Raw genomic sequence first — 24333 nt, 5'->3', positions numbered from 1 at the left:
CGACTTAGCAAAGTCATGTGCATGCCCAGGCGGGAGAGTGCAGAGTCGGCGCGATCGTGTTTCCAGCGTTCGTGCGTTCGAAGGGACGACTCATGGCACTCTCCCGTTCGACTCGGCTTCTCGCCCTCGCCACCGCGGCGGCTTCGGCCTGGGTGATCTCCGCTGCCCCCGCCTCGTCACCCGGGGCTCCCGGCGTCGGCGACCCGTACTTCCCCGCGCTCGGCAACGGCGGCTACGACGCCCTCCACTACGACCTGGGCGTCGACTACAACCCCACCACCGACCGGCTCGACGGCCGCTCGACCGTCACCGCCCGCGCCACCCAGAAGCTCACCTCCTTCAACCTCGACCTGCAGAGACTCACGGTCTCCTCGGTCGAGGTGAACGGCAGACCCGCGGCCTTCGACCGGTACGGCGACGAGATACGCGTCTCGCCGGAGAAGTCGCTGCACAAGGGCCGGAAGTTCACCGCCACCGTCACCTACGGCGGCGTCCCCGAGCCGCTCAGCGGCCCGATCGTGTTCGGCTCCGACTACGGCTGGATGAAGACGGACGACGGCGTCTTCGTCGCCTGCGAGCCGAACGCCGCCTCCAGTTGGTTCCCGGGCAGCGACCACCCCTCGGACAAGGCGACCTTCGACATCCGGATCAAGGCCCCCAAGGGCCTCACCGGCGTCTCCAACGGCCGGCTCGTGTCCACGTCCGGCAAGGGCGGCAGCACGGTCCACCACTGGCGCGAGACGAAGCCGATGGCGACCTACCTGGCCACCGCCACGATCGGCGAGTTCGACGTCAAGAAGGGCCGCACGCCCGGCGGCACCCCGATCTACGTCGCCATCGACCCGGTGCTGGCGAACAGCAACTCCGTGGACGTATACGGGATCACCGCCGAGGCCACCGACTACTGGTCCCAGGTGTTCGGCCCGTACCCCTTCGAGGAGACCGGGGCGATCGTCGACGACATGCCGCAGGCCGGCTTCTCGCTGGAGACCCAGACCAAGCCGGTCTACTCGGCGGTGCGCAGCGAGGGCACGATCGTGCACGAGCTGGCCCACCAGTGGTTCGGCGACTCGGTCTCCGTCAAGCAGTGGAAGGACATCTGGCTGAACGAGGGCTTCGCGACCTACGCCCAGTGGCTGTGGACCGAGCACCGCGGCACCAAGTCCGCGCACGACTCGATGCTCGCGAGCTACAACTCGCGGCCCGCCGACTCCCCGTTCTGGAAGGTGCGGATCGGCGACCCGCAGCGCGACACGATGTTCTCCTCCGGCGTCTACTCGCGCGGCGCGATGACCCTCCAGCTGCTGCGCGAGCGGATCGGCGACGAGACCTTCTTCAAGCTGCTGAAGACCTGGACGGCCCAGCACCGCTACGGCAACGTCGAGACCAAGCAGTTCGTCGCCCTCGCCGAGAAGCTCTCCGGCAAGCAGCTCGACGGCTTCTTCGACACCTGGCTCAACACCGACACCAAGCCCGCCCTGCCGTAGCGGTATCGCGGTGATGTCGTAGCGATACGGGGAGCGGCCCGCCTGACAGGTGAAGATGTCGGGGTGCTCACCGATCTGTTCACACCCTCCGTCCAGCACTGGCTGGACCTCGCCGGGATCTTCGTCTTCGCGACCTCCGGTGCGCTGCTCGCCGTACGCAAGAACTTCGACGTGTTCGGCATCGCCGTGCTCGCCGAGGTCACCGCGCTGGGCGGAGGGCTGATCCGCGACCTGGTCATCGGCGCTGTGCCGCCGGCGGCCTTCACCGACCTCGGGTACTTCCTGACCCCGCTGGTGGCCGCCGCCCTGATCTTCTTCCTGCACCCCGAGGTCGAGCGGATCAACGGCGCGGTGAACGTCTTCGACGCGGCCGGGCTGGGCCTGTTCTGCGTCGCGGGCACCACCAAGGCGTACGCCTACGGGCTGAGCCTGACCGCGTCCGTCGTGCTCGGGCTGGCGACGGCGGCCGGCGGCGGCGTGCTGCGCGACGTGCTGGCCAACGAGATCCCCTCGCTGCTGCGCTGGGACCGGGAGGTCTACGCGGTGCCGGCCATCGTCGGCTCGTCGATGGCCGCGCTGCTCATCCACTTCCAGTCGCTCAACGCCTTCACCAGCGGCGTCGCGGCGCTCACCGCGTTCGTCCTGCGGCTGCTCGCGATGCGGTACGGCTGGCGGGCCCCCAGGGCCTGGCACCGGCGCAGCTCGGCGGTCGAGGAGGTGTGATCCGCGGGAGCTGTGACCCGTGGTAGGTGTGACCCGCGATGTGATCCGCGACCGGTTCCCAGCCCGCCCCTACTCGCGGGTAACCATCCGGTGTAGCGTGCGTCGCATGGCACAGGCATCCATCGGTGACAGCGAGTTCGACCGGGACACCGCGGTCACGGCCCGGTCCGGCGAGAGCGGCGTGTACGACGCGGAGCTGTCCGCCGGCTGGACGATCATCCGCGCCGTCAACGGCGGCTACCTCCTCGCGCTGGCCGGCCGCGCGCTCGGCGACGCGCTGCCGCACCGCGACCCGCTCACCATCACCGCGCACTACCTCACCGCTTCCCGGCCGGGCCCCGCCGTCATCCGCACCGAGATCGTCCGCACCGGGCGCACGGTGTCCACCGGGCAGGCGTCCTTGACGCAGCTCGCCGAGGACGGCACCGAAGTGGAGCGGCTGCGGGTGATCGCGGGCTACGGCGACCTCGACGCGCTCCCCGACGACGTCCGCACCAGCGCCAAGCCGCCCGCCATCCCGCCGTACGAGCACTGCCTCGGCCCGCAGCACGCCCCCGGCGGGGAGTCCGCGATACCCGGCAGCACCGAGATCGCCGGCCGGCTCGACCTGCGCCTCGACCCGGCCACGGCCGGCTGGGCCATCGGCGAGCCCTCGGGGCACGGCGAGATGCGCGCCTGGTTCGGCCTGGCCGACGGCCGCGACGCCGACCCGCTGTCGCTGCTGCTGGCGGTCGACGCGCTGCCGCCGACCGCGTTCGACCTCGGGCTGAACGGCTGGGTGCCGACCGTCGAGCTGACCGTCCACGTCCGCTGCCGCCCGGCTCCGGGACCGCTGCGGATCTCGATCACCACACGCAACCTGGCCGGCGGCTTCCTGGAGGAGGACGCCGAGGTCTGGGACAGCGAGGACCGGCTGGTCGCCCAGTCCCGACAGCTCGCGCGGGCCCTGCTGGGGGCCTGAGCAGCGTCGCCGACGCCGGTCTGTGCGCCCCCGGTGACCATCCGGTGCGGGTACGGTGACCGAGCGGCGCGCCAGTGTCCTGCGACCGACACGCGATCAGCGCTCGATCCGCTCCCCACCGCCCGCTGACCGGCGATGTTGGCATGACCCGCCAAGATTTCGCGGTGGAAGCTGGCGAATACGAGTGCGTTCCGCCCGTGCCCGGCGGCGAGACTGGGCCATTCAGTCGTCGGCAGGAACGGGAGAACACCCATGACAGGGTCACGGGTACTGGCACTGGGCCACTACCAGCCCGCCAGGGTGCTTACCAACGATGAGCTGGCGGCCTCGGTCGACACCAGCGACGAGTGGATCCGCAGCCGGGTCGGCATCCGCACCCGGCACATCGCCGCGCCGGACGAGACCGTCGCGGACATGGCCGAGGTCGCCGCGGCCAAGGCGCTCGCGAACAGCGGCCTCGCGCCGTCCGACATCGACCTGGTCCTCGTCGCGACCTGCACCGCCGTCGACCGCAGCCCGAACACCGCCGCGCGGGTCGCCGCCCGGCTGGGCCTGCCCTCCCCGGCGGTCATGGACATCAACGTCGTCTGCTCCGGCTTCACCCACGCGCTGGCCACCGCCGACCACACCATCAGGGCCGGCTCCGCGACCAAGGCGCTCGTCATCGGCGCCGACAAGTTCACCGACGTCGTCGACTGGACGGACCGCTCCAGCTGCGTGCTGGTCGGCGACGGGGCCGGCGCGGCCATCGTGGTCGCCTCCGACGCGCAGGAGCCGCAGATCGGCCCGGTCGTCTGGGGCTCGGTCCCCGAGATGGGCCGCGCGGTGCTCATCGAGGGCGCCCCCAGCCGCTTCTCCCAGGAGGGGCAGGCCGTCTACCGCTGGACGACCACCCAGCTGCCCGCCATCGCGAAGCGGGTGTGCGAGCGGGCCGGAGTGCGGCCCGACGAGCTGGCCGCGGTCGTGCTGCACCAGGCCAATCTGCGGATCATCGAGCCGCTCGCCCGCAAGCTGGGCGCGGTCAACGCGGTGATCGCCCAGGACGTCGTGGTGTCCGGCAACACCTCGGCCGCGAGCATTCCGCTGGCGCTGTCGAAGATGGTGGAGCGCGGCGAGATCCCGTCGGGCGCGCCGGTTCTGCTGTTCGGCTTCGGCGGCAACCTGTCGTACGCGGGCCAGGTCATCCGCTGCCCGTAGCGCGGGCGGTAGTCCGGGCCGTAGTGCTCCCCGTGACGCGAGCGGCGGGCGCTGTGCCCTCTGTCGGTGTGTGCCCGGTCAGTCGAAGTTCAGCTCGCCCGTGCGGGTCCGCTTCAGCTCGAAGAAGTCCGGGTAGCCGGCGAGCAGTCGCGCGCCGTCGAAGACGCGCACCGCGTCGTCGCCCCGCGGGATCGAGGTGAGCACGGGACCGAAGAACGCGACCCCGTCGATGTGGATCGTGGGGGTGCCCACCTCCTCGCCCACCGGGTCCATGCCCTCGTGGTGACTCCTGCGCAGCTCCTCGTCGTAGTCCGTGCTGTACGCCGCCTCCGCCAGCTCGGCGGGCAGCCCCACCTCGGCCAGCGCCGCCGCGATGACGGTCGGCAGGTCCTTGTCGTCCTGCTGGTGGATACGGGTGCCGAGCGCGGTGTAGAGGTCGCGGAGCACCGCGTCGCCGTGGTCCCGGGCGGCGGCGACGCAGACCCGCACCGGTCCCCAGCCCTTCTCCAGCAGCTCCTGGTAGTTCTCCGGCAGGTCCGCGCGGCCCTCGTTGAGCACGGACAGGCTCATGACCCGGAACCGTAGCTTGACCTCGCGGTACTTCTCGACCTCCAAAATCCAGCGCGAAGTGATCCAGGCGAACGGGCAGATCGGGTCGAAGTAGAAGTCGATATCGTGCTTTTCGAGCTTTTCGTCGGGTGCTTTGATGAGGCTCATGGCGGGAGCCTAGCCACTGGCCTCAGCCCTGGTCGTGAAGAAAACCGAGCAGTGCGCCGGCCAGTTGCGCGGGGGCGTCCTCCTGGACCAGATGGCCCGCCCCCTCGATCAGCCGGAGCCGCGCGTGCGGGATCAGCGCGGCCAGTTCGCGGGCCTTGGCCACCGGAATCCAGGTGTCGTCCGCGCCCCAGCAGACGAGGGCGGGGATGTCGATCTCGCCGTACCGGGGCTGGATCTCGTCGGTCCAGCGCTGGTCGTTCTGCGTGATCTGCCGGTAGAAGGCGGGCTGCCCCTCCGGGGTGCACCAGGGATCGACGAGCCGGTCGAGTACGTCCGGGTGCAGCCCCCGGCAGCTCGCCGAGCCGAGGTACTCGCGGACGAGCGCGCGGTGCAGCGCGGGCGGGAGCTGCCCGAAGACGTCGGCGTGCGCGCCGAGCAGCCGGTAGGAGGGGGAGCCCCAGGGTGCGAGGGCGACCGGGTCCACCAGGGCGAGCGCGCGGTAGCGGACGTCGTGCAGCAGATGCGCGCGCAGCGCGACGCAGCCGCCGAAGTCGTGCGCGACGACGAACGGTTCGGTCAGGCCCCAGTGCGCGAGCAGTTCGGTGAAGACCTGGCTCTGCCCGGCGAGCGAGACGTCCTGGCCCGTGAACTTCGCGGAGCCGCCGTAGCCGGGCATGTCCCAGACGAAGACCTGGTGGTCCCGGGCCAGGGAGCGGGCGATGCCGCGCCAGACGTACGAGGAGAACGGCGTGCCGTGCAGCAGTACGACGGGCGGGTCGCCGGGGGTGCCGAGCGCGCTCCAGCGGACTTCGCCGGAGGAGCTGAGGTAGCTCCGCTCCAGCCGCCAGTCCTGTCCGGGGCCTTGCTCGGGGCCTTGTCCGGGCTTCTCTTCCCGACCCTGCCGCCGGTCCTGTGACTGCTCCCGTTCTGTCATGACCAAAAGTCTATTGACGCCTTACCGGGGTGTCGAGAGGGCCGGTCCGCGCCCTTGTCCCGATGCGCCGGACACGCGCCCCCACCTCGGCTCGTAGAATCGTCCGCACCATGGCTTACCTCGATCACGCCGCGACCACTCCGATGCTCCCGGAAGCGGTGCGGGCGATGACCGCCCAGCTCGCCGTCACGGGCAACGCCTCCTCCCTGCACGCGGCCGGGCGGCGGGCCAGACGTACTGTCGAGGAGTCCCGCGAAGCGCTCGCCACCGCGCTCGGCGCACGCCCGAGCGAGGTGGTTTTCACGGCGGGCGGCACCGAGTCCGACAACCTCGCCGTGAAGGGCCTCTACTGGGCCCGCCGCGACGCCGACCCGCGCCGCACCCGGGTGCTGGCCAGCCCCGTCGAGCACCACGCGGTGCTGGACGCCGTCGACTGGCTCGCCGAGCATGAGGGTGCACGTGTCGAGTGGCTGCCCGTCGACGCGTACGGGCGAGTGCACGCCGACGCCCTGCGCGCCGCGATCGAGCGCGATCCGGACGATGTCGCGCTGGTCACCGTGATGTGGGCCAACAACGAGATCGGCACGATCCTGCCGGTCGGCGAACTGGCCGAGGTGGCGCGGGAGTTCGACATCCCGATGCACGCCGACGCGGTGCAGGCATTCGGCCAGGTCGAGGTGGACTTCGCCGCCTCGGGCCTCGCCGCCATGACCGTCTCCGGCCACAAGGTCGGCGGCCCGTACGGCATCGGCGCGCTGCTGCTGGGCCGCGCCTACGCGCCCGTACCGCTGCTGCACGGCGGCGGCCAGGAGCGGCACGTCCGCTCCGGCACCCTCGACGTCCCCGCCATCGCCGCCTTCGCGGTCGCCGGAACGCTCGCCGCCGAGCGGCGCGCGGACTTCGCGCGCGGGGTCGGGGCGCTGCGGGACGACCTGGTCGCGGCGGTACGGGCGGCGGCGCCCGGCGCGGTCCTGGGCGGCGACCCCGACCCGGCGGGCCGGCTCCCCGCCAACGCGCACTTCGCCTTCCCCGGCTGCGAGGGCGACTCGCTGCTGCTGCTCCTGGACGCCCAGGGCATCGAGTGCTCGACCGGCTCGGCCTGCACGGCGGGCGTCGCCCAGCCCAGCCACGTCGTCCTCGCCACCGGCACCGACCCCGACCTGGCGCGCGGCACGCTGCGGTTCTCGCTCGGGCACACCTCGACCAAGGCCGACGTGGACGCGGTGGCGGAGGCGATCGGGCCGGTGGTGGACCGGGCGCGGACGGCGGGGCTGAGCTGAGGGTTCGGCCCGGCCCCGCCTTCCTCCCCGCTCCCCGTACGCGCCGGGCCGGGCCGGCGCGTACGGGGAGCGCGGCCTCACAAGCAACCCGATAGGGGAGTGCGGCCGCGCCCCGTACTCTGGAAGCGCTATGACTGCTGACTATGAGAACGCACCGCTTCCCGGTGCTCCCACAGGTCCCCGCGACGGACGTCGCCTCCGCGTGCTCGCCGCCATGTCCGGCGGCGTCGACTCCGCCGTAGCGGCGGCCCGAGCCGCCGAGGCCGGGCACGACGTGACCGGCGTGCACCTCGCGCTGTCCGCGAACCCGCAATCCTTCCGCACCGGCGCGCGCGGCTGCTGCACGGTCGAGGACTCGCGGGACGCCCAGCGTGCCGCCGACGTCATCGGCATCCCCTTCTACGTCTGGGACCTCGCCGAACGCTTCCGCGAGGACGTCGTCGAGGACTTCGTCGCCGAGTACGCGGCGGGCCGCACCCCGAACCCGTGCCTGCGCTGCAACGAGAAGATCAAGTTCACGGCGCTGCTGGACAAGGCCATCGCGCTCGGCTTCGACGCCGTGTGCACCGGCCACTACGCGACCGTCGTGCTGGCCGAGGACGGCAGCCGCGAGCTGCACCGCGCCTCGGACATGGCCAAGGACCAGTCGTACGTCCTCGGCGTCCTCGACGAGCGCCAGCTCGCCCACGCGATGTTCCCGCTCGGCGACACCCTCACCACCAAGGGCGAAATCCGCGCCGAGGCCGAGCGCCGCGACCTGGCCGTCGCCGAGAAGCCCGACAGCCACGACATCTGCTTCATCGCCGACGGCGACACCCAGGGCTTCCTCGCCAAGCACCTCGGCTCGGCCGAGGGCGAGATCGTCGACCAGGACGGCACCACCCTCGGCTCCCACGAGGGCGCCCACGGCTTCACCATCGGCCAGCGCAAGGGCCTGCGCATCGGTGTCCCGGCCCCCGACGGCAAGCCCCGCTACGTCCTCGACATCTCACCGGTCGACAACCGGGTCACGGTAGGCCCGGTGGAAGCCCTCGACGTGGACGCCCTCACCGCCATCAAACCCCGCTGGTGCGGCACCGCCCCGACCGGCCCCGGCACGTACACCGCCCAGTTGCGCGCCCACGGCGGCGATACGGAGGTCCGCGCGGAACTGCTGGACGGCGAACTCCGGGTGACGTTCGCGGAGGCGGTACGGGGTGTGGCGCCGGGGCAGGCGATCGTGCTGTACGACGGGACGCGGGTGGTGGGGTCGGCGACGATCGCGACGACCGCACACCGGGAGACGGCCGCCAGCCGGGGTTGAGCCTGGTCTGGACGGGGGCCGTTTCACTCACTCGACGCCCAACGCCCGCCGTCGATGGCCTGGCGGCTCCGGCACCGCCCGCTGTCCTCGCACGCGATCTGCGTGACGATTCTGAGGGTTCCCGCCCGGTCGGCCGCCCAGCAGGCACGCGTGCGCAGCGTTGGAGCGGCGACCAGGCAGCGGCACAACTCACAGGCGTAGAGCAAAGATCCGCTATCCATCGACGGTGCCCGCGTTACGCTCCCAACACGCGGTCCCTCGGCGCGGTCGAGCTGGGCCCAGCTCCATCCCCAACATCGGCGCGAGACGTGACACGACGGCCAGGGCCTGAGTCGTAGTCAGCAGCTCCTCGTGCGAGCGGCCGACAGGTTCGGCCACCACGGTCGCACGAGGAGCGAAGCCGATCCGGTACGGGTACTCGGCATCACCCGTTTCGGTGATGTCTACGGTCGGCTCGCACTTCTCCGGCAGTGTCAGTTCGAACCACACCGCCTTGCCCGGGGCTTGTCCGTCGAACCGGGGCTCGGCGCCCCAGTCGGTCGCCAAGGCGGTGACCAGGTACAGGCCACGGCCGTTCTCGTCGTCGGCGCCGGCCCGGTGGACACGCGGCAGACCATCCCACGCATCGTGAATCTCCACTCGCAGCCGACCCGCCTCGGTCGTGGAGACGGCCAGGGCCAGCTGCCGCTCACCATCCTTGCTGCCGTGTGACACGGCATTGCTGGCCAGCTCACTAACGCACAACTCGGCGTCGTCGGAGAGTAGTTGGAGCCCACACTCCGCAAGGATTTCTCTGGTGGCTCTGCGGATCTCCGGCACGGATGCCGGTCGGCACGGGTAGTGCGATGTCTGTGACGGCGACTGCTCGGGCATGGCCGTGAGCCCCTCCCGGACGTGGTGCGCGGGTCCTGCCCGCACCTGATCGGTCGCTCAGCGCACATGAGGCACTACGAAAAGCGACGCAACGTAAGCTAGCGCTGAACATGTAACGTGCGCAACTGTCACCGATGCACGCGTGCATCAAGTCTTGGCGGTACGGTCAAAGACCTTGTGACGGACTGGCGATGAATGGATCGAAGGGGAACGCGTGCCTGCTGCACATGCTCCAACCATGAGGAGTCGGCGACTGGGCTCTGAGCTGCGAAGGCTCCGCGAGGCCGCAGGTAAAACGGCGGATCAAGCCGCGCAGGTACTCGAGTGCTCGCGGCCCCGCATCAGCCGCATCGAGAATGGCCTCAATCCGCTGCGCCAGCGGGACCTCAGAGATCTGCTGGAGTTCTACGAGGTCACCGACGCCACCCTTCGGCATGGCTTGGAAGACCTGGTGCGGACCGCTGGCCAGCGCGGATGGTGGTTCGAGTACGGCGACACCATCCCGCCCTCCTACGCCGACTTGATCGGCTTGGAAGCTGAGGCGGAATACATCCGAAGTTGGCAACTCGCCCTCGTCCCGGGCGTGCTTCAGACGGAGGCGTACGCGCGAGCAGTACTCGAAGCGAACCCTGCCGGCGTGGACCCAGCGGTGGTGGAGCAGCGTGTGGCCGTGCGCATGGAGCGTCGGAAGACGACGTTCGAGGGCGAACGGATTCCCCGCTTCTGGGCGATCATGTGGGAGCCTCTCCTGCGGACCCCTGTGGGCGGTCCTGGCGTCATGAAGGCGCAACTGCAGGCCCTCGTGCGCTCTGCCGGTCAACCGCAGGTGACGCTACAAGTGTTGCCCTCTGAGCGTGGCGCGAGTGCGGGCACTTCAGGTGCGTTCGTCATGTTCCAGATCCCTCCTCCGTACGGCGACGTGGTTTTCCTGGAGAGCTTGACGAGTAGTAGTTACATCGAGAGCCCGGAAGACATCCGTGGCTACACGCTGGCGTTCGATCACCTGCGGTCGTACGCCCTTGACCCCACCGACTCCCTTTCGCTGATCTCTGAGATCGCAAGCTCCCTGTAACCCTGAGAAGAGAGAAATCGTTATGCATATCCATGAGATCGTTGGAGACTTCCAAACGTCCTCGTTCAGTGGGGCATCGGGAGACTGCGTAGAAGTAGCGCCACTGGCCGACGGCGGTCGAGCCGTCCGAGACTCCAAGGCCCTTGCCGGCCCGGTGCTGACTTTCACCGCCGCCGAGTGGACGGCTTTCATACGCGGCGCCCAAGCGGGCGAGTTCAACGGCTGACGTATGACGCGTGTTACACGGTCGAGGCGGTGGGTGCGCGGAAGACCACATCTGCCGCCTCAGCCGTGACCGCCCTCGTGGGTGACTACGGAGAAGGGTCCGCTTCAGCGACCGCCCTGCGGTATTCGTCATCGATGATGAGCTGAAACTTGATTTCGCGCTTTCCGTGGGCCGTCCGGATGCGCTTCTCCCTGCTGGCCGCCCAGAAGTTCCTGCCGCGCTCGCCCTGGAACATCCCTGAACTGACCTCGCGCAAATGAAATTCCGAATCCTTGGGTTGTCCAGTCAGGTGGGCGGTGCCAGGGGGGAGATTGTGTGGTCGAAGAACTCGAAGAACTCCTCCCCCTGGCGATACAGGGACTCGAATGCGGCAGCGACCTCGTCGATCAGATCTCGATTCCTGAAGCGGCGGGCTCCAGCACCGATTCCCGTGGCGTTGTAGAGAATCTCGTACAAGGTCGAATATCCGAGGATGACGAGCTCTGGAACAGGGGATTCCTTCTCGAACTCCCGCAGCCCGCCTGCGTCAACGATACGGATTTCTTCACCCAGTTCGGCCCGCAGTCGAAGCACGTGCATTTCCCACTGGATATAGGGCGTCACAGGCGATTCGACAACGCGGACGCGGCGGGTCGTCAAGCCTCGCCGGCGCATCCCGTCGTAGTAGTCGACGAGAGCTGGTCTGGAGGATTCCAACAGCGAGAGGGACTCCCGCCAGTCTCCCCTGTGGAATGCTTCCCAGCTCTCGTACCCGGGTTCCTGGAACGACTGCCCTCGCTCCAGCTTGTCGAATCGCTCGATGTTTCCTTCGAAGGTGCGGTAGAAGTCGCTCAAGTAATCTTCCCGCTTGAGGACTTCCGATTCGGCACCGCAGAGCGATTCAAACACGGGGAATGTCCGGCTTCGCCGCGATGAGCGCGTTCCTCGGAATCACGACGAGTCGCTCGTCCGAACCAACCGAGACTCCCTCCGGTAGCTTTCCGGAAAGTGCATGCGTGAGGTCTCTGCCGATGCCCTGCCCAGGGGGCTGTCTGATGGAGAAGTCCGCCGTGGTGCCAGCGGGCGCGTCATCACAGGGAGAGGGAACGAACGCCGGGCAGGTCGTGGAACGCCGCCTTCGCGTCGGCGGTCACGACGGTGCGTGCGGTCGCTGCGGCGGTCGCCGCGATGATCAGGTCGTGAGCGCCGCGCGGCTGGCCGGTGCGGCGGGCATAGGCCAGCAATCGGGCGTGGACCCTGGCCGTATCCGTGGTGTAGTCCTCCACGGGAATCAGCGCCAGGACGCCGTCGATGAACTCCTGACGCTGTTCACGGTGGGCCCCATCGGCCAGCTCCACACCGAACTGCAACTCGGCGACGGTGACGGCTGCCAGAGCCACGTCATCGTCTCCCTCCAGGAGCGTCGCGAGGCTCGCCGCACCGCGCTCGGATCGGATGAGGATGCCGGTGTCCAGGATCAGGCGTCGGGCCACGTCGCGCTCATCTCATCGGTCAGCAGGTCACGGGCGGAGGCGACATCCTCGGCGAACGCCGGGTCGGGGCGGTGGCCGGCGAGGAACTCTTTGATCGCCGCCCCGTTCCCGGCCGAGGCCGGCCCGAGCGTGGCCAGGCGGCGGCCACCGCGTGTGATCACGATGGTCTCGCCATGCTCGGCGCGGTCCAGGACCGACGCGAAGTTTCTCGACACTTCGGTCGCTGTCATCGTCTTCATGGAATCAGAATATCTGATTCCCGCTGTTCGGTCTAGAACGGTAGATCCCCATAAGGCCCTGTCCGGCCTTGCCTGACGACGGCGCGAGCCTGCTGGGTACGCTCTGGCTCAGCAGGCTCGCGCTTGGACGTTCCGGGGCCAGCGGGGGCCGGGGCGGCTGAAGCGCAGTAGGCCCCTCGGGGGCTGGACGCTTCGGCGCAACGCTCAGCCGGCGTACTCCCAGGGGTTGATCAGCAGGGCACCGGTTCGGTCGAGGTGCTTGACGTTCCGGCTGGCTACGGTCCAGCCGTTGGCCAGGGCTGTGCCGGCGATGAGGGCGTCGGGCGTGTCGATGCCCGTTCCCGCCGCTTTCAGCCTCTTGTTAGATAGCGAGGAACGCCGCTGCCTCGGGTTCGTCGATCGCGACAACCCGGTCTTGATACTCCTCCCTGAGGTCGGCAAGAGCCCGTGCGTACACGGCCCGTCGGCTGGGATCGGGAGCGCTGTCGACTCCCGCTTGGATTTCGGCGAACGTCATGACGCTGACGTAGAGACTGGTCGCCGCGAGCGAACGCGCCCACGCCACGACCGCCGGTTCGGGCTTGGGCCGTACTGAGATCTCAGCGATCACGTTGGTGTCGAGGAGGTAGATCACTCTGTGTCCGCCTGCTCGCCGTAGGAGCGGGCGCCGAATTCCAAGCCTTCGAACGGCGTCGAGAGCAGGAACTCCAAGAATCCGTCGTTGCCCAACGTGATCCATCGGTGGAGCATCGCAGGCAAGGCATCGATGTCGGTATCCGCGAGTTCGGCGTCGAAGTGCCTTACCTGATCCTCGGGCAAAGACTCGCGAATGTCGCGAATAGTGCGCAGGGGGTGAGCGTCGTCGGCGGACCGGTTGGCAGCGGAGGGTCGTGGCGTACCGCCGGCTGCAGTCGTCATGATCGGCTCCTCTATCGCGAGTGCGTGTTGCATGCGTGCCTCTCCAGGTTATGACCCGGTGGGTCTATGAGGGTGGAACTCGGGGCTCGGGCCGTGATCAGGCCGCGAGTGGTTCGGCGCTCTGCCCGGTGCCCGGCTGGGCCGAGCGGCAGTCCCGGCATCTTTCGGCCCACTCCGAGCGGAAGGCGCGGTCGCAGCCGCCGCAGTTGCGCAGCGGGACGACGGGCGGACGTTCCGGGGCAGGTGTGGGCAGGGCCGGGAGGTGGTGTTCGAGCCGGTAGGCGATGAGGCGGGCCGGGCGGCGCGTGAGGGTGGCGGGGAGGTCAGCCGCCAGGGCCTCCGCGATCCGGTGCGGACCGACGCCTCGGTCGAGCCAGGCGGTGACAGCGGGAGCCAACTCGGTCATCTCGCGCGCCGAGAGGAGCAGGCGGCGGTCCCGGTGCCGGAGCGCGCCGAGTACGGCGGTGGCGCGGGGGTCGCTGGGCTCGGCGGTGGCGGCGCTTGTGGGTTCGGCGGCTACGGGAGTTGGCGGCGGCGCGGGCTTGGGGGCGGCGGCCGGTTCGTACGGGGCGGGTTCCGGGGCGGCGGCCGGTTCGTACGGCGCTGGTTCCGGGGCGGTCGGCTCGGACGCGGGCTCGACGGGCGCGGGCGCGGGCTCGTTCCGCACCCGCCCCCGTACCCGCACCGGCTCGTCCGGCCGCCGCTCGTGCGGCACAGGCGCGGGCACAGGCGCGGGCACAGGCACAGGTACAGGCGCGGGCACCGGCCCCGCTCCCGCCCCCGGCACGTCGTAGACGAACGTCCGCGTGACGATCCGCCCGCCAGGCCCGCGCTCGACACGGCGCTCCAGCCAGCCTTCCTCCTCCAGCTCGCGCAAGGCGCGGGCGATCAGGTCGCGGCCCTCGTGGAAGTGCGCGCAGAGCGCGTCGACGCGGATGGAGACGCCGTCGGGGAGGGACAGGATGTATGCGGCGACGCCGACCGTGACCGCGCTGCCGGAGCGCTGGGTCAGCCGGTTCGAGAGAACCGTGAAGTTCGCGGTGTGGCGCGTACGGACATGGGTGACGCCGGACATGGGCGCACTAGACTTGGGCTCAGCCATGGGGAAGGGTTTTCTTCCTTGTTGGTCAGGCCCTCGATCAGGATTGCCGTCCTGGCCGGGGGCCGAAGTATTTGCGGTTGTTTGCGTGAGCGTAGCCCCAACTCCGCCGCCTGCGCACCCAAGTCACCCGATGGGGTGAGGAGTTGCGCGGGAGACGGTGGGGCGGGGGAGGAGTTCTCTCCCCGAGTCCTTTAGGGGGTCGGCGGGGCCACCGGCTGCCGGTTCGCCCGCACCTGGCGCTGCCGCACCGGACGCCGGATCTCCGGCGTCCGGTGGACCGTTCGCCGGACGACGTGGCGGGGTTTCCCCCGTCCCTCGGCACCGGCCGTGCCATCCCGCAAACACCGCGACCGCGCACCGGCATGCGCGTCTTGAGCGAAGTACCGGCCGAATCAGGCGGCGTTCCAGAACCCGGTGCCATGCTCACGACCGCCGGGCGGCCCGCCGCGCGCCCGGCGCGGGCGCGTACTCGGCGCACGGGCCGGACGGCGGGACGCCCGCCCGTCACCCCGGAGGCCGGCCGGGGAAGTCCGGCCCATAGGGTCGGAGGCGCGCGACGGGCAAGCCGAATTCGTTGTCCCGGAAGGGGAATGAACTGATGTCGTCTTTTCATGCCGAGCTGATACGCCGAAACCCCGGTGAGCCAGAATTCCACCAGGCCTCCCTGGAGGTGCTGGAGACACTCGCTCCCGTGTTGGCCGCGCGGCCCGAGTTCGCCGAGGCCAAGCTGGTCGAGCGGATCTGCGAGCCGGAGCGGCAGCTGATGTTCCGGGTGCCGTGGCAGGACGACTCCGGTGAAATCCACGTCAACCGGGGATTCCGGGTGGAATTCAACAGCGCCCTCGGACCGTACAAGGGGGGCTTGCGCTTTCATCCCTCGGTGAATCTGGGCATCGTCAAGTTCCTCGGCTTCGAGCAGATATTCAAGAACGCGCTCACCGGGCTCGGCATCGGCGGCGGCAAGGGCGGCAGCGACTTCGACCCGCGCGCTCGCTCCGACAACGAGGTGATGCGCTTCTGCCAGTCCTTCATGACGGAGCTGCACCGCCACCTCGGCGAGCACACCGACGTCCCGGCGGGCGACATCGGCGTCGGCGGCCGGGAGATCGGCTACCTCTTCGGCCAGTACCGGCGCATCACCAACCGCTGGGAGGCGGGCGTCCTCACCGGCAAGGGGCTGGAGTGGGGCGGCTCCCAGGCGCGTACCGAGGCGACCGGCTACGGCAACGTGCTCTTCACCGCCGAGATGCTCAAGCGGCGCGGCGAGGACCTGGACGGCCAGCAGGTCGTGGTGTCCGGGTCGGGCAATGTCGCGATCTACACCATCGAGAAGGCGCAGGCCCTCGGCGCGAATGTGCTGACCTGCTCCGACTCCGGCGGCTACGTCGTGGACGAGAAGGGCATCGACCTCCCGCTCCTCCAGCAGATCAAGGAGGTCGAGCGCGGCCGCATCAGCGAGTACGCCCAGCGGCGCGGGGCCTCGGCCTCGTACGTCGCGGGCGGCCGGGTGTGGGACGTGCCCGCCGACGTCGCGCTGCCGTCGGCGACGCAGAACGAACTCGACGCCGACGCCGCCCGCACCCTGCTGCGCCACGGCGTCAAGGCGGTCTCCGAGGGCGCGAACATGCCGACCACACCGGAGGCGGTGGCGCTGCTGCGGGCGGCCGGGGTGGCGTTCGGGCCGGGCAAGGCGGCCAACGCGGGCGGCGTCGCGACCAGCGCGCTGGAGATGCGGCAGACCTCCGGCCGCGACTCCTGGACCTTCGAGCGGGTCGAGGGCGAGCTCGCGACGATCATGCGCAGCATCCACGACACCTGCTACGAGACCGCCGAGCGGTACGGATCGCCGGGCGACTACGTGGTGGGCGCCAACATCGCCGGCTTCGAGCGGGTGGGCGACGCGATGCTCGCGCAGGGGCTCATCTGAGTCGGCGGACGGGTCGGACGGGTCGGACGGGTCGGACGGGGCCGACGCGGCCGGGCCTCCGGCCGCAGGCGCCCGCGTACCGTTGCGCGCATGAATATCTGCGTCTTCTGCTCCGCCGCCGACCTCGATGAGCGCTACACCGCCCCCGCCAGGGAGTTCGCCGAGCTGATCGGCAAAGGCGGCCACACCATGGTGTGGGGCGGTTCGGAGTCGGGGCTCATGAAGGTGATGGCGGACGGGGTGCAGGACAGCGGCGGGCGGCTCGTGGGCGTGTCCGTGGAGTTCCTGCGGACGAAGGCGCGGAAGAACGCTGACGAGATGGTGATCGCCAGGGACCTCGCCGAACGCAAGGCGGGGCTGCTCTCGCGGGCCGACGCGATCGTGGTGATGGTGGGCGGCACCGGGACGCTCGACGAGGCGACCGAGATCCTGGAGCTGAAGAAGCACGGCCTGCACACCAAGCCGGTCGTGCTGCTGAACGCGGCCGGGTTCTACGACGGCCTCAGGCAGCAGTTCCAGCGGATGGACGCCGAGGGCTTCCTGCCGCTGCCGCTCACCGAGCTGGTCTTCTTCGCGGAGGACGGCGTGGGCGCGCTCGCGTATCTGGAGGAGCAGGCGGGCATCCAGGGCTGAGCGGCGCGCCGGGCGGGCGACGGTGTCCCGCGTTGAGCGGTGCGTCGGCCGGACGGCCGGCGGCCCCGGAGCGGCGGGAGCGCCGGGCCGCCCTCGTTAGGATCGTGCCATGGGAACGCACTTGATCACTGGGGCAGGATCCGGCATCGGCACCGCGGTCGCCGAGCGGCTGGCCGAGCGCGGCGACGAGCTGTGGCTGGTCGCGCGGGACGCCGGACGGGCCAAGCAACTGGCCGACCGCTTCCCCGGGTCCCGCACGCTGGTGGGCGATCTGTCCACCCCCGACCGGCTGTCCTGGGCGATGAGCAAGCAGCAGGTGCCCGACCGGCTGGACTCCCTGCTGCACATCGCGGGCGTCGTCGAACTCGGCCGGATCGGCGAGCTGACCCCCAAGGCGTGGAACGCGACGCTGGCCGCCAACCTCGTATCGCCCGCCGAGCTGACCCGGCTCTTCCTGCCGCAACTGCGCGTCGCGCAGGGCCATGTCGTCTTCGTCAACTCCGGCGCCGGGCTGCGGGCCAGCGCCGAGTGGGGCGCGTACGCCGCCAGCAAGCACGGTCTGAAGGCGCTGGCCGACTCGCTGCGCTGGGAGGAGGGCGGGAACGGGGTACGGGTGACGAGCGTCCACCCCGGCCGCACCGCGACCCCGATGCAGGTGAAGGTCCACCAGCAGGAGGGCAAGGAGTACGACCCCGCGGCCTGGATGGCGCCCGAGTCTGTCGCGACCACGATCCTGATGGCACTGGACCTGCCGCGCGACGCTGAGGTCACGGACCTGTCGGTGCGGCCGAGCGGCTGACGGTCGAATACCGCACAGACGCACAGACGCACAGACGCACAGACGCACAGACGCACAGACGCACAGACGCATAGACGAGCGCAGCGGAATCGCCACCGGCGCGGGTCGGACAGGGGTGGGATCTGGGGCGACCCCGGAGGTATCCGCCGTAGTCTGCTCGGGTGAGCGAGAAGAGCGAGTTCAACTGGGGTGCCGGGGCCGCGACCGGCGTCGGATCGATGCCGGGCGTCGACGCGCGGGAGGCGGCCAGGACCGTCACCGGCTCGTACGAGCGGTTCCCGTATCTGCCGGAGCTGCCCGCGCGCGGGCCGGGCGCGGACATGATCGGGCGGACGGCCGGGATGCTGGTCGAGGTGTTCGCGCGGGTCGAGCCCAGCGGCTGGCGGATCGGCGACCGGCCGGGGCGGGACACCAAACGGGCCCGCTCCTGGCTGGGCGAGGACCTCGACGCGCTGGAGGAGTTCACCCAGGGCTACCAGGGGCCGTTGAAGGTGCAGGCAGTCGGCCCGTGGACGCTCGCGGCGGCGCTGGAGACGCGCAACGGCGAGTCCGCGCTGCGTGACCCGGGTGCCTGCCGGGACCTCGCGGGCTCGCTCGCGGAGGGCCTGCGGACGCACCTGGCGGACGTACGGCGGCGGGTGCCGGGGGCGAGTGTGGTGCTCCAGCTCGATGAGCCGTCGCTGACCTCGGTGCTGACCGGCACGGTCCGTACGGCCAGCGGCTACCGCACCTACCGGGCGGTGGACCGGGTGACGGTCGAGGGCACGCTGCGGGACATCGTGCGGGTCGCCGGGGACAGCCCGGTGGTGGTGCACTCCTGCGCGCCCGGCGTGCCGTTCGCGCTGCTGCGGCGGTCCGGGGCGACCGGCGTCTCATTCGATTTCTCGCTCCTCACCGAGCGTGATGACGAGGTGATCGGGGAGTCCGTGGAGGGCGGCCTGGCGCTGTTCGCCGGGCTGGTGCCGGGCACCGACACGGAATTGTCCGACCCTGCCGGTAGCGTCATGGGTGTCAGGACGCTGTGGCGCAGGCTGGGGCTGGCTCCAGGGACTCTCAGTGGGTCCGTGGTCATCACTCCCGAGTGCGGGCTCGCGGGTGCGTCACCCGCGTACGCCCGCGCCGCGCAGGCCCACTGCGTCCGGGCGGCGAGATCGCTCGCAGACAACCCTGAGTAACGGGAGGCCGCTTTGACAGGGGAACGCAGCACGGTGGCAGGCGAGGTGGCCGGCGAGACGCGGGCCACGGCGCCCGCGGAGGTACGGGAGCAGCACCGGCAGCTCGCGGAGCAGATCGAGGAGCACCGCTTCCGCTACTACGTGAAGGACGCCCCGGTCGTCAGCGACGCCGAGTTCGACCAGCTGCTGCGGTCGCTGGAGGCGCTGGAGAGCGAGTATTCGGAACTGCGGACCCCCGATTCGCCGACCCAGAAGGTCGCCGGGGCCTACGAGACCGAGTTCACCGCGGTGGAGCACCGGGAGCGGATGCTCAGCCTGGACAACGCCTTCGACGCCGAGGAGCTGGCGGCCTGGGCGGAGCGGATCGCCAAAGACCTCGGCGAGGCCGGCGTCGGCACGTACCACTATCTGTGCGAGCTGAAGATCGACGGCCTGGCCGTCAACCTCACCTACGAGAAGGGCCGGCTGACCCGCGCGGCGACCCGCGGCGACGGGCGCACGGGCGAGGACATCACACCCAACGTGCGGACCATCTCCGACATCCCCGAGCGGCTCAAGGGGGAGCGCGTCCCCGAGCTGGTGGAGGTGCGCGGCGAGGTCTTCTTCCCGATGGAGCGCTTCGAGGAGCTGAACGCGCGTCTGGTGGAGGCCGGCAAGCCGCCGTTCGCCAACCCGCGCAACGCCGCGGCGGGTTCGCTGCGGCAGAAGGACCCCAAGGTCACCGCCACCAGGCCGCTGCACATGGTGGTGCACGGCATCGGCGCCCGCGAGGGCTTCGACATCGACTGCCAGTCGCACGCCTACGAGTTGCTGCACGAGTGGGGCCTGCCGACCGCCAAGCACAACAAGGTGGTCGACTCGCTCGAAGCGGTGCGGGAGTTCATCGCCTTCCACGGCGCGAACCGGCACTCCGTCGAGAACGCCGTCGAGCACGAGATCGACGGCGTGGTCGTCAAGCTGGACGAGATCCCGTTGCAGGGGCGGCTGGGGTCCACCTCCCGCGCGCCGCGCTGGGCCATCGCCTGGAAGTACCCGCCGGAGGAGGTCAACACCAAGCTCCTCGACATCCGGGTCAACGTGGGCCGGACCGGCCGGGTCACCCCGTACGCGGTGATGGCGCCGGTGACGGTGGCCGGCTCCGAGGTGGAGTACGCGACGCTGCACAACCAGGACGTGGTGAAGGCCAAGGGCGTCCTCATCGGGGACACCGTGGTGCTGCGCAAGGCGGGCGACGTCATCCCGGAGATCCTGGGCCCGGTGGCGGATCTGCGGGACGGCAGCGAGCGGGAGTTCGTGATGCCGGGCGAGTGCCCCGACTGCGGTACGGCGCTGCAGCCCGCCAAGGAGGGCGACATCGACCTCCGCTGCCCCAACGGGCGTTCCTGCCCAGCCCAGTTGCGCGAGCGGCTGTTCTATCTCGCCGGCCGCAAGTCGCTGGACGTCGAGGCGCTGGGCTATGTCGCGGCGACCGCGCTCACCCAGCCGCTGGAGCCCCCGACGCCGCCGCTGCGGGACGAGGGCGACCTCTTCGACCTGACCATCGAGCAGTTGCTGCCCATCAAGGTCGTCGTCCGCGACCAGGACACCGGGCTGCCCAAGATCGACCCGAAGACCGGCGAGGAGAAGGTGGTGACCTTCTTCGCCAACCAGAAGGGCGAGCCGAAGAAGACCGCGACCGCGCTGCTGGAGAACCTCGCGGCGGCCAAGCAGCGCCCGCTCGCCCGCATCATCACCGGGCTGTCGATCCGGCATGTCGGCCCGGTCGCCGCCGAGGCGCTGGCCCGGGAGTTTCGTTCGCTGGACCGCATCGCGGAGGCGTCCGAGGAGGAGTTGGCGGCCACCGACGGGGTCGGCGGCACCATCGCGGCCTCGGTAAAGAAGTGGTTCGAAGAGGAATGGCACCGCGAGATCGTGCAGAAGTGGAGGGCTGCCGGGGTACGTATGGAGGAGGAACACACGGGCGACGAAGGGCCGCGACCGCTGGACGGTCTCACCATGGTCGTCACCGGCACGCTGCAGTCCTTCACCAGAGATGGCGCGAAGGACGCCTTGCAGCAGCAGGGTGCGAAGGTGACCGGTTCCGTTTCGAAGAAGACCGCCTTCGTGATTGTTGGCGACAACCCTGGATCGAAGTACGACAAAGCGATGCAGCTGAAAGTGCCTGTGCTGGATGATGGAGGTTTCGCGGTGCTGCTTGAACAGGGTCCGGACGCAGCGCGGGAGGCCGCGGTGACACCTCCCGAGGTGACACCCCCCGAGGAGGCGTAGGAGTCACCCCCCGGCGCAAACCGGAGGGTTGAGGGTGGCCGGGTCGCATTCGGGCAACCGCTGCCGATCGCTGCCCGCTGACGGCTTACGCGGCCTACTGTTGAGATGTGCGCCTGCCGTGCACAGCTGCGTGGTGGGAACTCAGTCGTGGTGGCATCGGAGTCTGGTGACACTGCGTCGTTCCGTGGTGCGGGCACCGCCGGCTGTGAGAGGGACGGGCATGAAACCCACCGAAAGCGCCGATGCGGCGTCCTGGCTGCGCAGGCTCGCGCTACCCGCGTTCCCGGTGGCCGTGGTCGCGGTGGCGGCAGTCGCGCTGGCGATCGGAGTCTTCCGCCACCTCGACAGCGGCCACGCGATATTCCCCGGCGGGAGCGAGGGCTGGTCGCTCGCGATCCTCACCGGCATCATCGTCGGCCATCTGGTCGCGATAGGCCGCGACCGCTGGTGGGGCGGCACCGGTTCGGGTGCCGCCCTGACGCTCGCCGTGCTGCTGCTCTACGGCTGGCTGCCGGCCGTCGTGGTCAGCCTCGCCGTGGTGACCCTCGTCGGCGCCGCGCGACGGCACCGCTGGCGACAGGCGCTACTGCACGGCTCGGTCGACATCCTCGGCATCGGCGTGACGGCCTACGCGCTCACCGCGCTCGGCCCCGCCCCGACCGTCGAGAGGCCCTGGGCTGCCGAGCAGTGGAACACCGACATCCTGCCCGAGGTGGTCGTCGCCTCCTTCTGTTACTTACTCCTGACCCGCTCACTGCTCTGGTTCTCGCTGGCGCCGCGCGGCCGCGGCCTGACCTCCGTCGCCCGCACCGCCCTCGCCCGGCAGGCGATGGTCGGCGCGGCGCTGCTGGGCATCGCGCCGCTCATCGTGGTCATCATGGTCCACGCGTCCATGCTGCTCCCGCTGTTCGCGGTGCCGCTCATCGCCCTCGACTCGACCCTGTGGATCGCCCGCGCCCGCGCCGAGGAGCAACTGCGCGACCCGCTCACCGGGTTGCCCAACCGGCAGTGGCTGCTGGAGCGCACCTGGTCGGCGCTGGACGACGCGGAGGAGAGCGGCGAGCGGGTCGCCCTCGTCCTCATAGACCTCGACCGGTTTCGATCGGTGAACGACACGCTCGGCCATCTGGCCGGTGACCGGCTGCTGTTGCAGATCGCCGACCGGCTGCGGCTCGCGCTCCCGCGCGGCGCGGAGGCCGCCCGGCTCGGCGGCGACGAGTTCGCCGTACTGCTCCCCGTCGCCGACTCGCTCACCAGCGCGCAGCGCGTCGCCCGCGGGCTCGTCGCCGCGCTCGGCTCCTCCCTCGACCTCGACGGGCTCAGCCTCGTCCTCGAAGCGAGCGCCGGAGTCGCCGTCTACCCGGACCACGCGCTGGACGCCGAAGGGCTGCTGCGCCGGGCTGACGTCGCGATGTACCAGGCGAAGCGGGACCGCAGCGGAGTCGAGCTCTACGAGGCCCGGCGGGACGGCAACACACCTGACCGGCTGGGCCTGTTGGGCGACCTGCGGCGCGCGCTGGACGCCGGCGAGGTCGAGTTGCACTACCAGCCGAAGGTCGGCTTCGACGGGCACGTCTCCGGTCTTGAGGCCCTCGTACGGTGGGTGCACCCCGAGCGGGGAAGAGTCAGCCCGGATGAGTTCATCGCCATAGCCGAGAGCTCCGGGCTGATGCCGCAGCTGACGGAGTACGTCCTGGAGAAGGCGCTCGGGCAGCTCGCGATCTGGCGCGCGAGCGGGCTGCGGGTGGCGGTCGCGGTGAATGTCTCGCCGCGCGATGTGCACACCCCCGGCTTCGCGGGCTCGGTCGCGGCGCGGCTCGCCCGGCATGGAGTGCCGCCCGGCGCGCTCCAGTTGGAGATAACCGAGCATGTGCTGCTGGAAGACCCGCAGCGGGCCGCCGACACGCTGGCCGGGCTCACCGCGCACGGCGTGAAGATGTCGCTGGACGACTTCGGCACCGGTTACTCCTCCCTCGTCCACCTGCGGAAGCTGCCGGTCAGCGAGCTGAAGATCGACCGGTCCTTCGTCGCCCGGCTCGCGATCGACAACGAGGACGCGGAGATCGTCCGCTGCACGGTGGACCTCGCGCACTCGCTCGGGCTGCTCGTCGTCGCGGAGGGCGTCGAGGACGACGAGACGTGGGAGCGGCTGCGGGATCTCGGGTGTGACGCGGTGCAGGGGTGGCTGGTCGCGGCGGCCATGCCGCCGGAGGAGGCCACGGCTTGGTTGCGGCTGCGCAGTAAGAGCGGGTGGCACCGGCATGACGAGCTGACGCTCGGGCGGGTGCCGGAGGCTGAGCCGGAGCCGCAGCATGCGCCGGCTGCGGATTTGGATCAGCCGGTTACGTAGGGCGCTTCGCGGGGCGCGGATTTTGGTGCGGGCCGTCTGCCGTCCGGGGCCGTCCGGTGGGTGCGGGCCGCGTCCGGGTGTGCCGTCGGTGGGACGTTGGTGACGGGGGCGGGGCCTGCGGGGCGGTAGGTCCTGGACCGTGTATTTACGGGCCTGGCGGCCCACAAATACACGACAGCGTCCAGGACCCACCGCCCCTCCGGCCCCGCCCCCTCGCGTCTCGTCGGCGGCGACCGGGCCGGGTCGGGGCTCGGCAGGAGGCAGTGCGTTTTCGAGGCTCCCCGGCCGCCCCGCGGCAAACCGTTTCGCGGGCATGGCGTCGGGCCCCATAGGATTGGGCTGCCGAAACCCAATACACCCACCCTGAGGATCGCTGCATGCCTGGCATCACGCGCGAGGAGGTCGCCCACCTCGCCCGGCTGTCACGTCTGGAGCTGAAGGCTGAAGAGCTCGACCACTTCGCCGAACAGCTCGACGTGATCATCGGCGCGGTCGCCCGCGTTTCCGATGTGGCCGACGAGGACGTACCGCCGACCTCCCACCCGCTCCCGCTGACCAACGTCATGCGGGCGGACGAGGTCCGTCCGTCACTGACCCCGCAGCAGGCGCTGTCCGGCGCCCCGGCGCAGGAGCAGCAGCGTTTCAAGGTGCCGCAGATCCTGGGGGAGGAGTGAACA

Annotated in this window: 25 protein-coding genes; 15 read left to right on the top strand and 10 right to left on the bottom strand. The window is 70.4% G+C overall.

Annotation, left to right across the window (positions count from 1 at the left end; translation table 11 throughout):
- Nucleotides 1-92: 92 nt before the first annotated feature.
- The 4 genes from QMK28_RS08075 to QMK28_RS08060 all read left to right on the top strand — a co-directional run bounded on the left by QMK28_RS08075 (nt 93) and on the right by QMK28_RS08060 (nt 4368).
- The gene (locus QMK28_RS08075) at nt 93-1487 is read left to right on the top strand and encodes a M1 family metallopeptidase (protein ID WP_326436334.1); all 1395 of its coding nucleotides are present in this window, start codon (nt 93-95) and stop codon (nt 1485-1487) included.
- A 63-nt stretch (nt 1488-1550) separates the two neighbouring features.
- Entirely contained in the window at nt 1551-2210 is a 660-nt protein-coding gene (locus QMK28_RS08070) for a trimeric intracellular cation channel family protein (protein ID WP_326436333.1), read from the top strand.
- A gap of 106 nt (nt 2211-2316) precedes the next feature.
- Nucleotides 2317-3171 carry a thioesterase family protein gene (locus QMK28_RS08065; RefSeq protein WP_326436332.1) on the top strand — a complete coding sequence of 285 codons (855 nt, stop codon included), beginning with the start codon at nt 2317-2319 and terminating at the stop codon, nt 3169-3171.
- 252 nt (nt 3172-3423) lie between these two features.
- Nucleotides 3424-4368: a beta-ketoacyl-ACP synthase III gene (locus tag QMK28_RS08060; protein WP_326436331.1), complete on the top strand. Its 945-nt coding sequence runs from the start codon at nt 3424-3426 to the stop codon at nt 4366-4368.
- A gap of 78 nt (nt 4369-4446) precedes the next feature.
- On the opposite strand, the gene QMK28_RS08055 is transcribed toward QMK28_RS08060, so the two are convergent.
- Both QMK28_RS08055 and QMK28_RS08050 read right to left on the bottom strand, forming a co-directional pair.
- Nucleotides 4447-5085: a mycothiol-dependent nitroreductase Rv2466c family protein gene (locus tag QMK28_RS08055; RefSeq protein WP_326436330.1), complete on the bottom strand. Its 639-nt coding sequence runs from the start codon at nt 5083-5085 to the stop codon at nt 4447-4449.
- Nucleotides 5086-5107: 22 nt separating this feature from the next.
- On the bottom strand, nt 5108-6019 hold the full coding sequence (locus tag QMK28_RS08050; protein WP_326436329.1) for an alpha/beta fold hydrolase: 912 nt from the start codon (nt 6017-6019) through the stop codon (nt 5108-5110).
- Nucleotides 6020-6129: 110 nt separating this feature from the next.
- Here QMK28_RS08050 and QMK28_RS08045 point away from each other — a divergent pair, with 110 nt between their 5' ends.
- Nucleotides 6130-7299: a cysteine desulfurase family protein gene (locus tag QMK28_RS08045; protein WP_326436328.1), complete on the top strand. Its 1170-nt coding sequence runs from the start codon at nt 6130-6132 to the stop codon at nt 7297-7299.
- Between the two features lie 130 nt (nt 7300-7429).
- Complete coding sequence (gene mnmA / locus QMK28_RS08040) at nt 7430-8602, top strand: tRNA 2-thiouridine(34) synthase MnmA (protein ID WP_326436327.1); 1173 nt, start codon at nt 7430-7432, stop codon at nt 8600-8602.
- A gap of 213 nt (nt 8603-8815) precedes the next feature.
- On the opposite strand, the gene QMK28_RS08035 is transcribed toward mnmA, so the two are convergent.
- Entirely contained in the window at nt 8816-9475 is a 660-nt protein-coding gene (locus QMK28_RS08035; protein WP_326436326.1) for an ATP-binding protein, read from the bottom strand.
- Nucleotides 9476-9713: 238 nt separating this feature from the next.
- On the opposite strand from QMK28_RS08035, the gene QMK28_RS08030 reads away from it, so the two are divergent.
- A complete protein-coding gene (locus tag QMK28_RS08030; RefSeq protein WP_326436325.1) occupies nt 9714-10547 on the top strand; it encodes a helix-turn-helix domain-containing protein in 834 nt (277 codons plus the stop codon).
- A gap of 22 nt (nt 10548-10569) precedes the next feature.
- Nucleotides 10570-10773 (top strand): DUF397 domain-containing protein, encoded by a 204-nt coding sequence (locus QMK28_RS08025; RefSeq protein ID WP_326436324.1) that lies wholly within the window; start codon nt 10570-10572, stop codon nt 10771-10773.
- 85 nt (nt 10774-10858) lie between these two features.
- Here QMK28_RS08025 and QMK28_RS34225 read toward each other — a convergent pair whose 3' ends face one another.
- The 7 genes from QMK28_RS34225 to QMK28_RS07995 all read right to left on the bottom strand — a co-directional run bounded on the left by QMK28_RS34225 (nt 10859) and on the right by QMK28_RS07995 (nt 14504).
- On the bottom strand, nt 10859-11008 hold the full coding sequence (locus tag QMK28_RS34225) for a DUF6082 family protein (RefSeq protein ID WP_443050576.1): 150 nt from the start codon (nt 11006-11008) through the stop codon (nt 10859-10861).
- Nucleotides 11009-11058: 50 nt separating this feature from the next.
- On the bottom strand, nt 11059-11661 hold the full coding sequence (locus QMK28_RS08020; RefSeq protein ID WP_326436323.1) for a DUF6879 family protein: 603 nt from the start codon (nt 11659-11661) through the stop codon (nt 11059-11061).
- Nucleotides 11662-11843: 182 nt separating this feature from the next.
- Nucleotides 11844-12245, bottom strand: a complete 402-nt coding sequence (locus QMK28_RS08015; RefSeq protein ID WP_326436322.1) for a PIN domain-containing protein — start codon at nt 12243-12245, stop codon at nt 11844-11846.
- Nucleotides 12230-12484: a type II toxin-antitoxin system Phd/YefM family antitoxin gene (locus QMK28_RS08010; protein WP_326436321.1), complete on the bottom strand. Its 255-nt coding sequence runs from the start codon at nt 12482-12484 to the stop codon at nt 12230-12232. The genes QMK28_RS08015 and QMK28_RS08010 overlap by 16 nt, the downstream gene beginning before the upstream one ends.
- A gap of 361 nt (nt 12485-12845) precedes the next feature.
- Nucleotides 12846-13118: a PIN domain-containing protein gene (locus tag QMK28_RS08005; protein WP_326436320.1), complete on the bottom strand. Its 273-nt coding sequence runs from the start codon at nt 13116-13118 to the stop codon at nt 12846-12848.
- A complete protein-coding gene (locus tag QMK28_RS08000) occupies nt 13115-13402 on the bottom strand; it encodes a hypothetical protein (RefSeq protein WP_326436319.1) in 288 nt (95 codons plus the stop codon). The genes QMK28_RS08005 and QMK28_RS08000 overlap by 4 nt, the downstream gene beginning before the upstream one ends.
- A gap of 97 nt (nt 13403-13499) precedes the next feature.
- Nucleotides 13500-14504: a hypothetical protein gene (locus QMK28_RS07995; RefSeq protein WP_326436318.1), complete on the bottom strand. Its 1005-nt coding sequence runs from the start codon at nt 14502-14504 to the stop codon at nt 13500-13502.
- Between the two features lie 598 nt (nt 14505-15102).
- Between QMK28_RS07995 and gdhA the strand changes: the two genes are divergently transcribed.
- From gdhA to gatC, 7 genes are all read left to right on the top strand, one after another.
- Nucleotides 15103-16431, top strand: coding sequence for an NADP-specific glutamate dehydrogenase (gene gdhA, locus QMK28_RS07990; RefSeq protein WP_326436317.1), 1329 nt, complete (start codon nt 15103-15105; stop codon nt 16429-16431).
- 90 nt (nt 16432-16521) lie between these two features.
- Complete coding sequence (locus QMK28_RS07985) at nt 16522-17064, top strand: TIGR00730 family Rossman fold protein (RefSeq protein WP_326436316.1); 543 nt, start codon at nt 16522-16524, stop codon at nt 17062-17064.
- Between the two features lie 109 nt (nt 17065-17173).
- On the top strand, nt 17174-17863 hold the full coding sequence (locus QMK28_RS07980; RefSeq protein ID WP_326436315.1) for an SDR family oxidoreductase: 690 nt from the start codon (nt 17174-17176) through the stop codon (nt 17861-17863).
- A 161-nt stretch (nt 17864-18024) separates the two neighbouring features.
- On the top strand, nt 18025-19038 hold the full coding sequence (locus QMK28_RS07975) for a methionine synthase (RefSeq protein WP_326436314.1): 1014 nt from the start codon (nt 18025-18027) through the stop codon (nt 19036-19038).
- A 45-nt stretch (nt 19039-19083) separates the two neighbouring features.
- Nucleotides 19084-21306: an NAD-dependent DNA ligase LigA gene (ligA, locus tag QMK28_RS07970; protein WP_326436372.1), complete on the top strand. Its 2223-nt coding sequence runs from the start codon at nt 19084-19086 to the stop codon at nt 21304-21306.
- Nucleotides 21307-21526: 220 nt separating this feature from the next.
- On the top strand, nt 21527-23656 hold the full coding sequence (locus QMK28_RS07965; RefSeq protein WP_326436313.1) for a putative bifunctional diguanylate cyclase/phosphodiesterase: 2130 nt from the start codon (nt 21527-21529) through the stop codon (nt 23654-23656).
- 377 nt (nt 23657-24033) lie between these two features.
- Nucleotides 24034-24330: an Asp-tRNA(Asn)/Glu-tRNA(Gln) amidotransferase subunit GatC gene (gene gatC, locus QMK28_RS07960; protein ID WP_326436312.1), complete on the top strand. Its 297-nt coding sequence runs from the start codon at nt 24034-24036 to the stop codon at nt 24328-24330.
- Nucleotides 24331-24333: the final 3 nt, after the last annotated feature.

It is taken from the genome of Streptomyces sp. H27-D2, assembly GCF_035828615.1.
In the GTDB taxonomy this organism is placed as follows: Bacteria; Actinomycetota; Actinomycetes; order Streptomycetales; family Streptomycetaceae; genus Streptomyces.
Note: the sequence above shows the minus strand (reverse complement) of the source record. Positions and strands in the feature narration are given on the sequence as shown.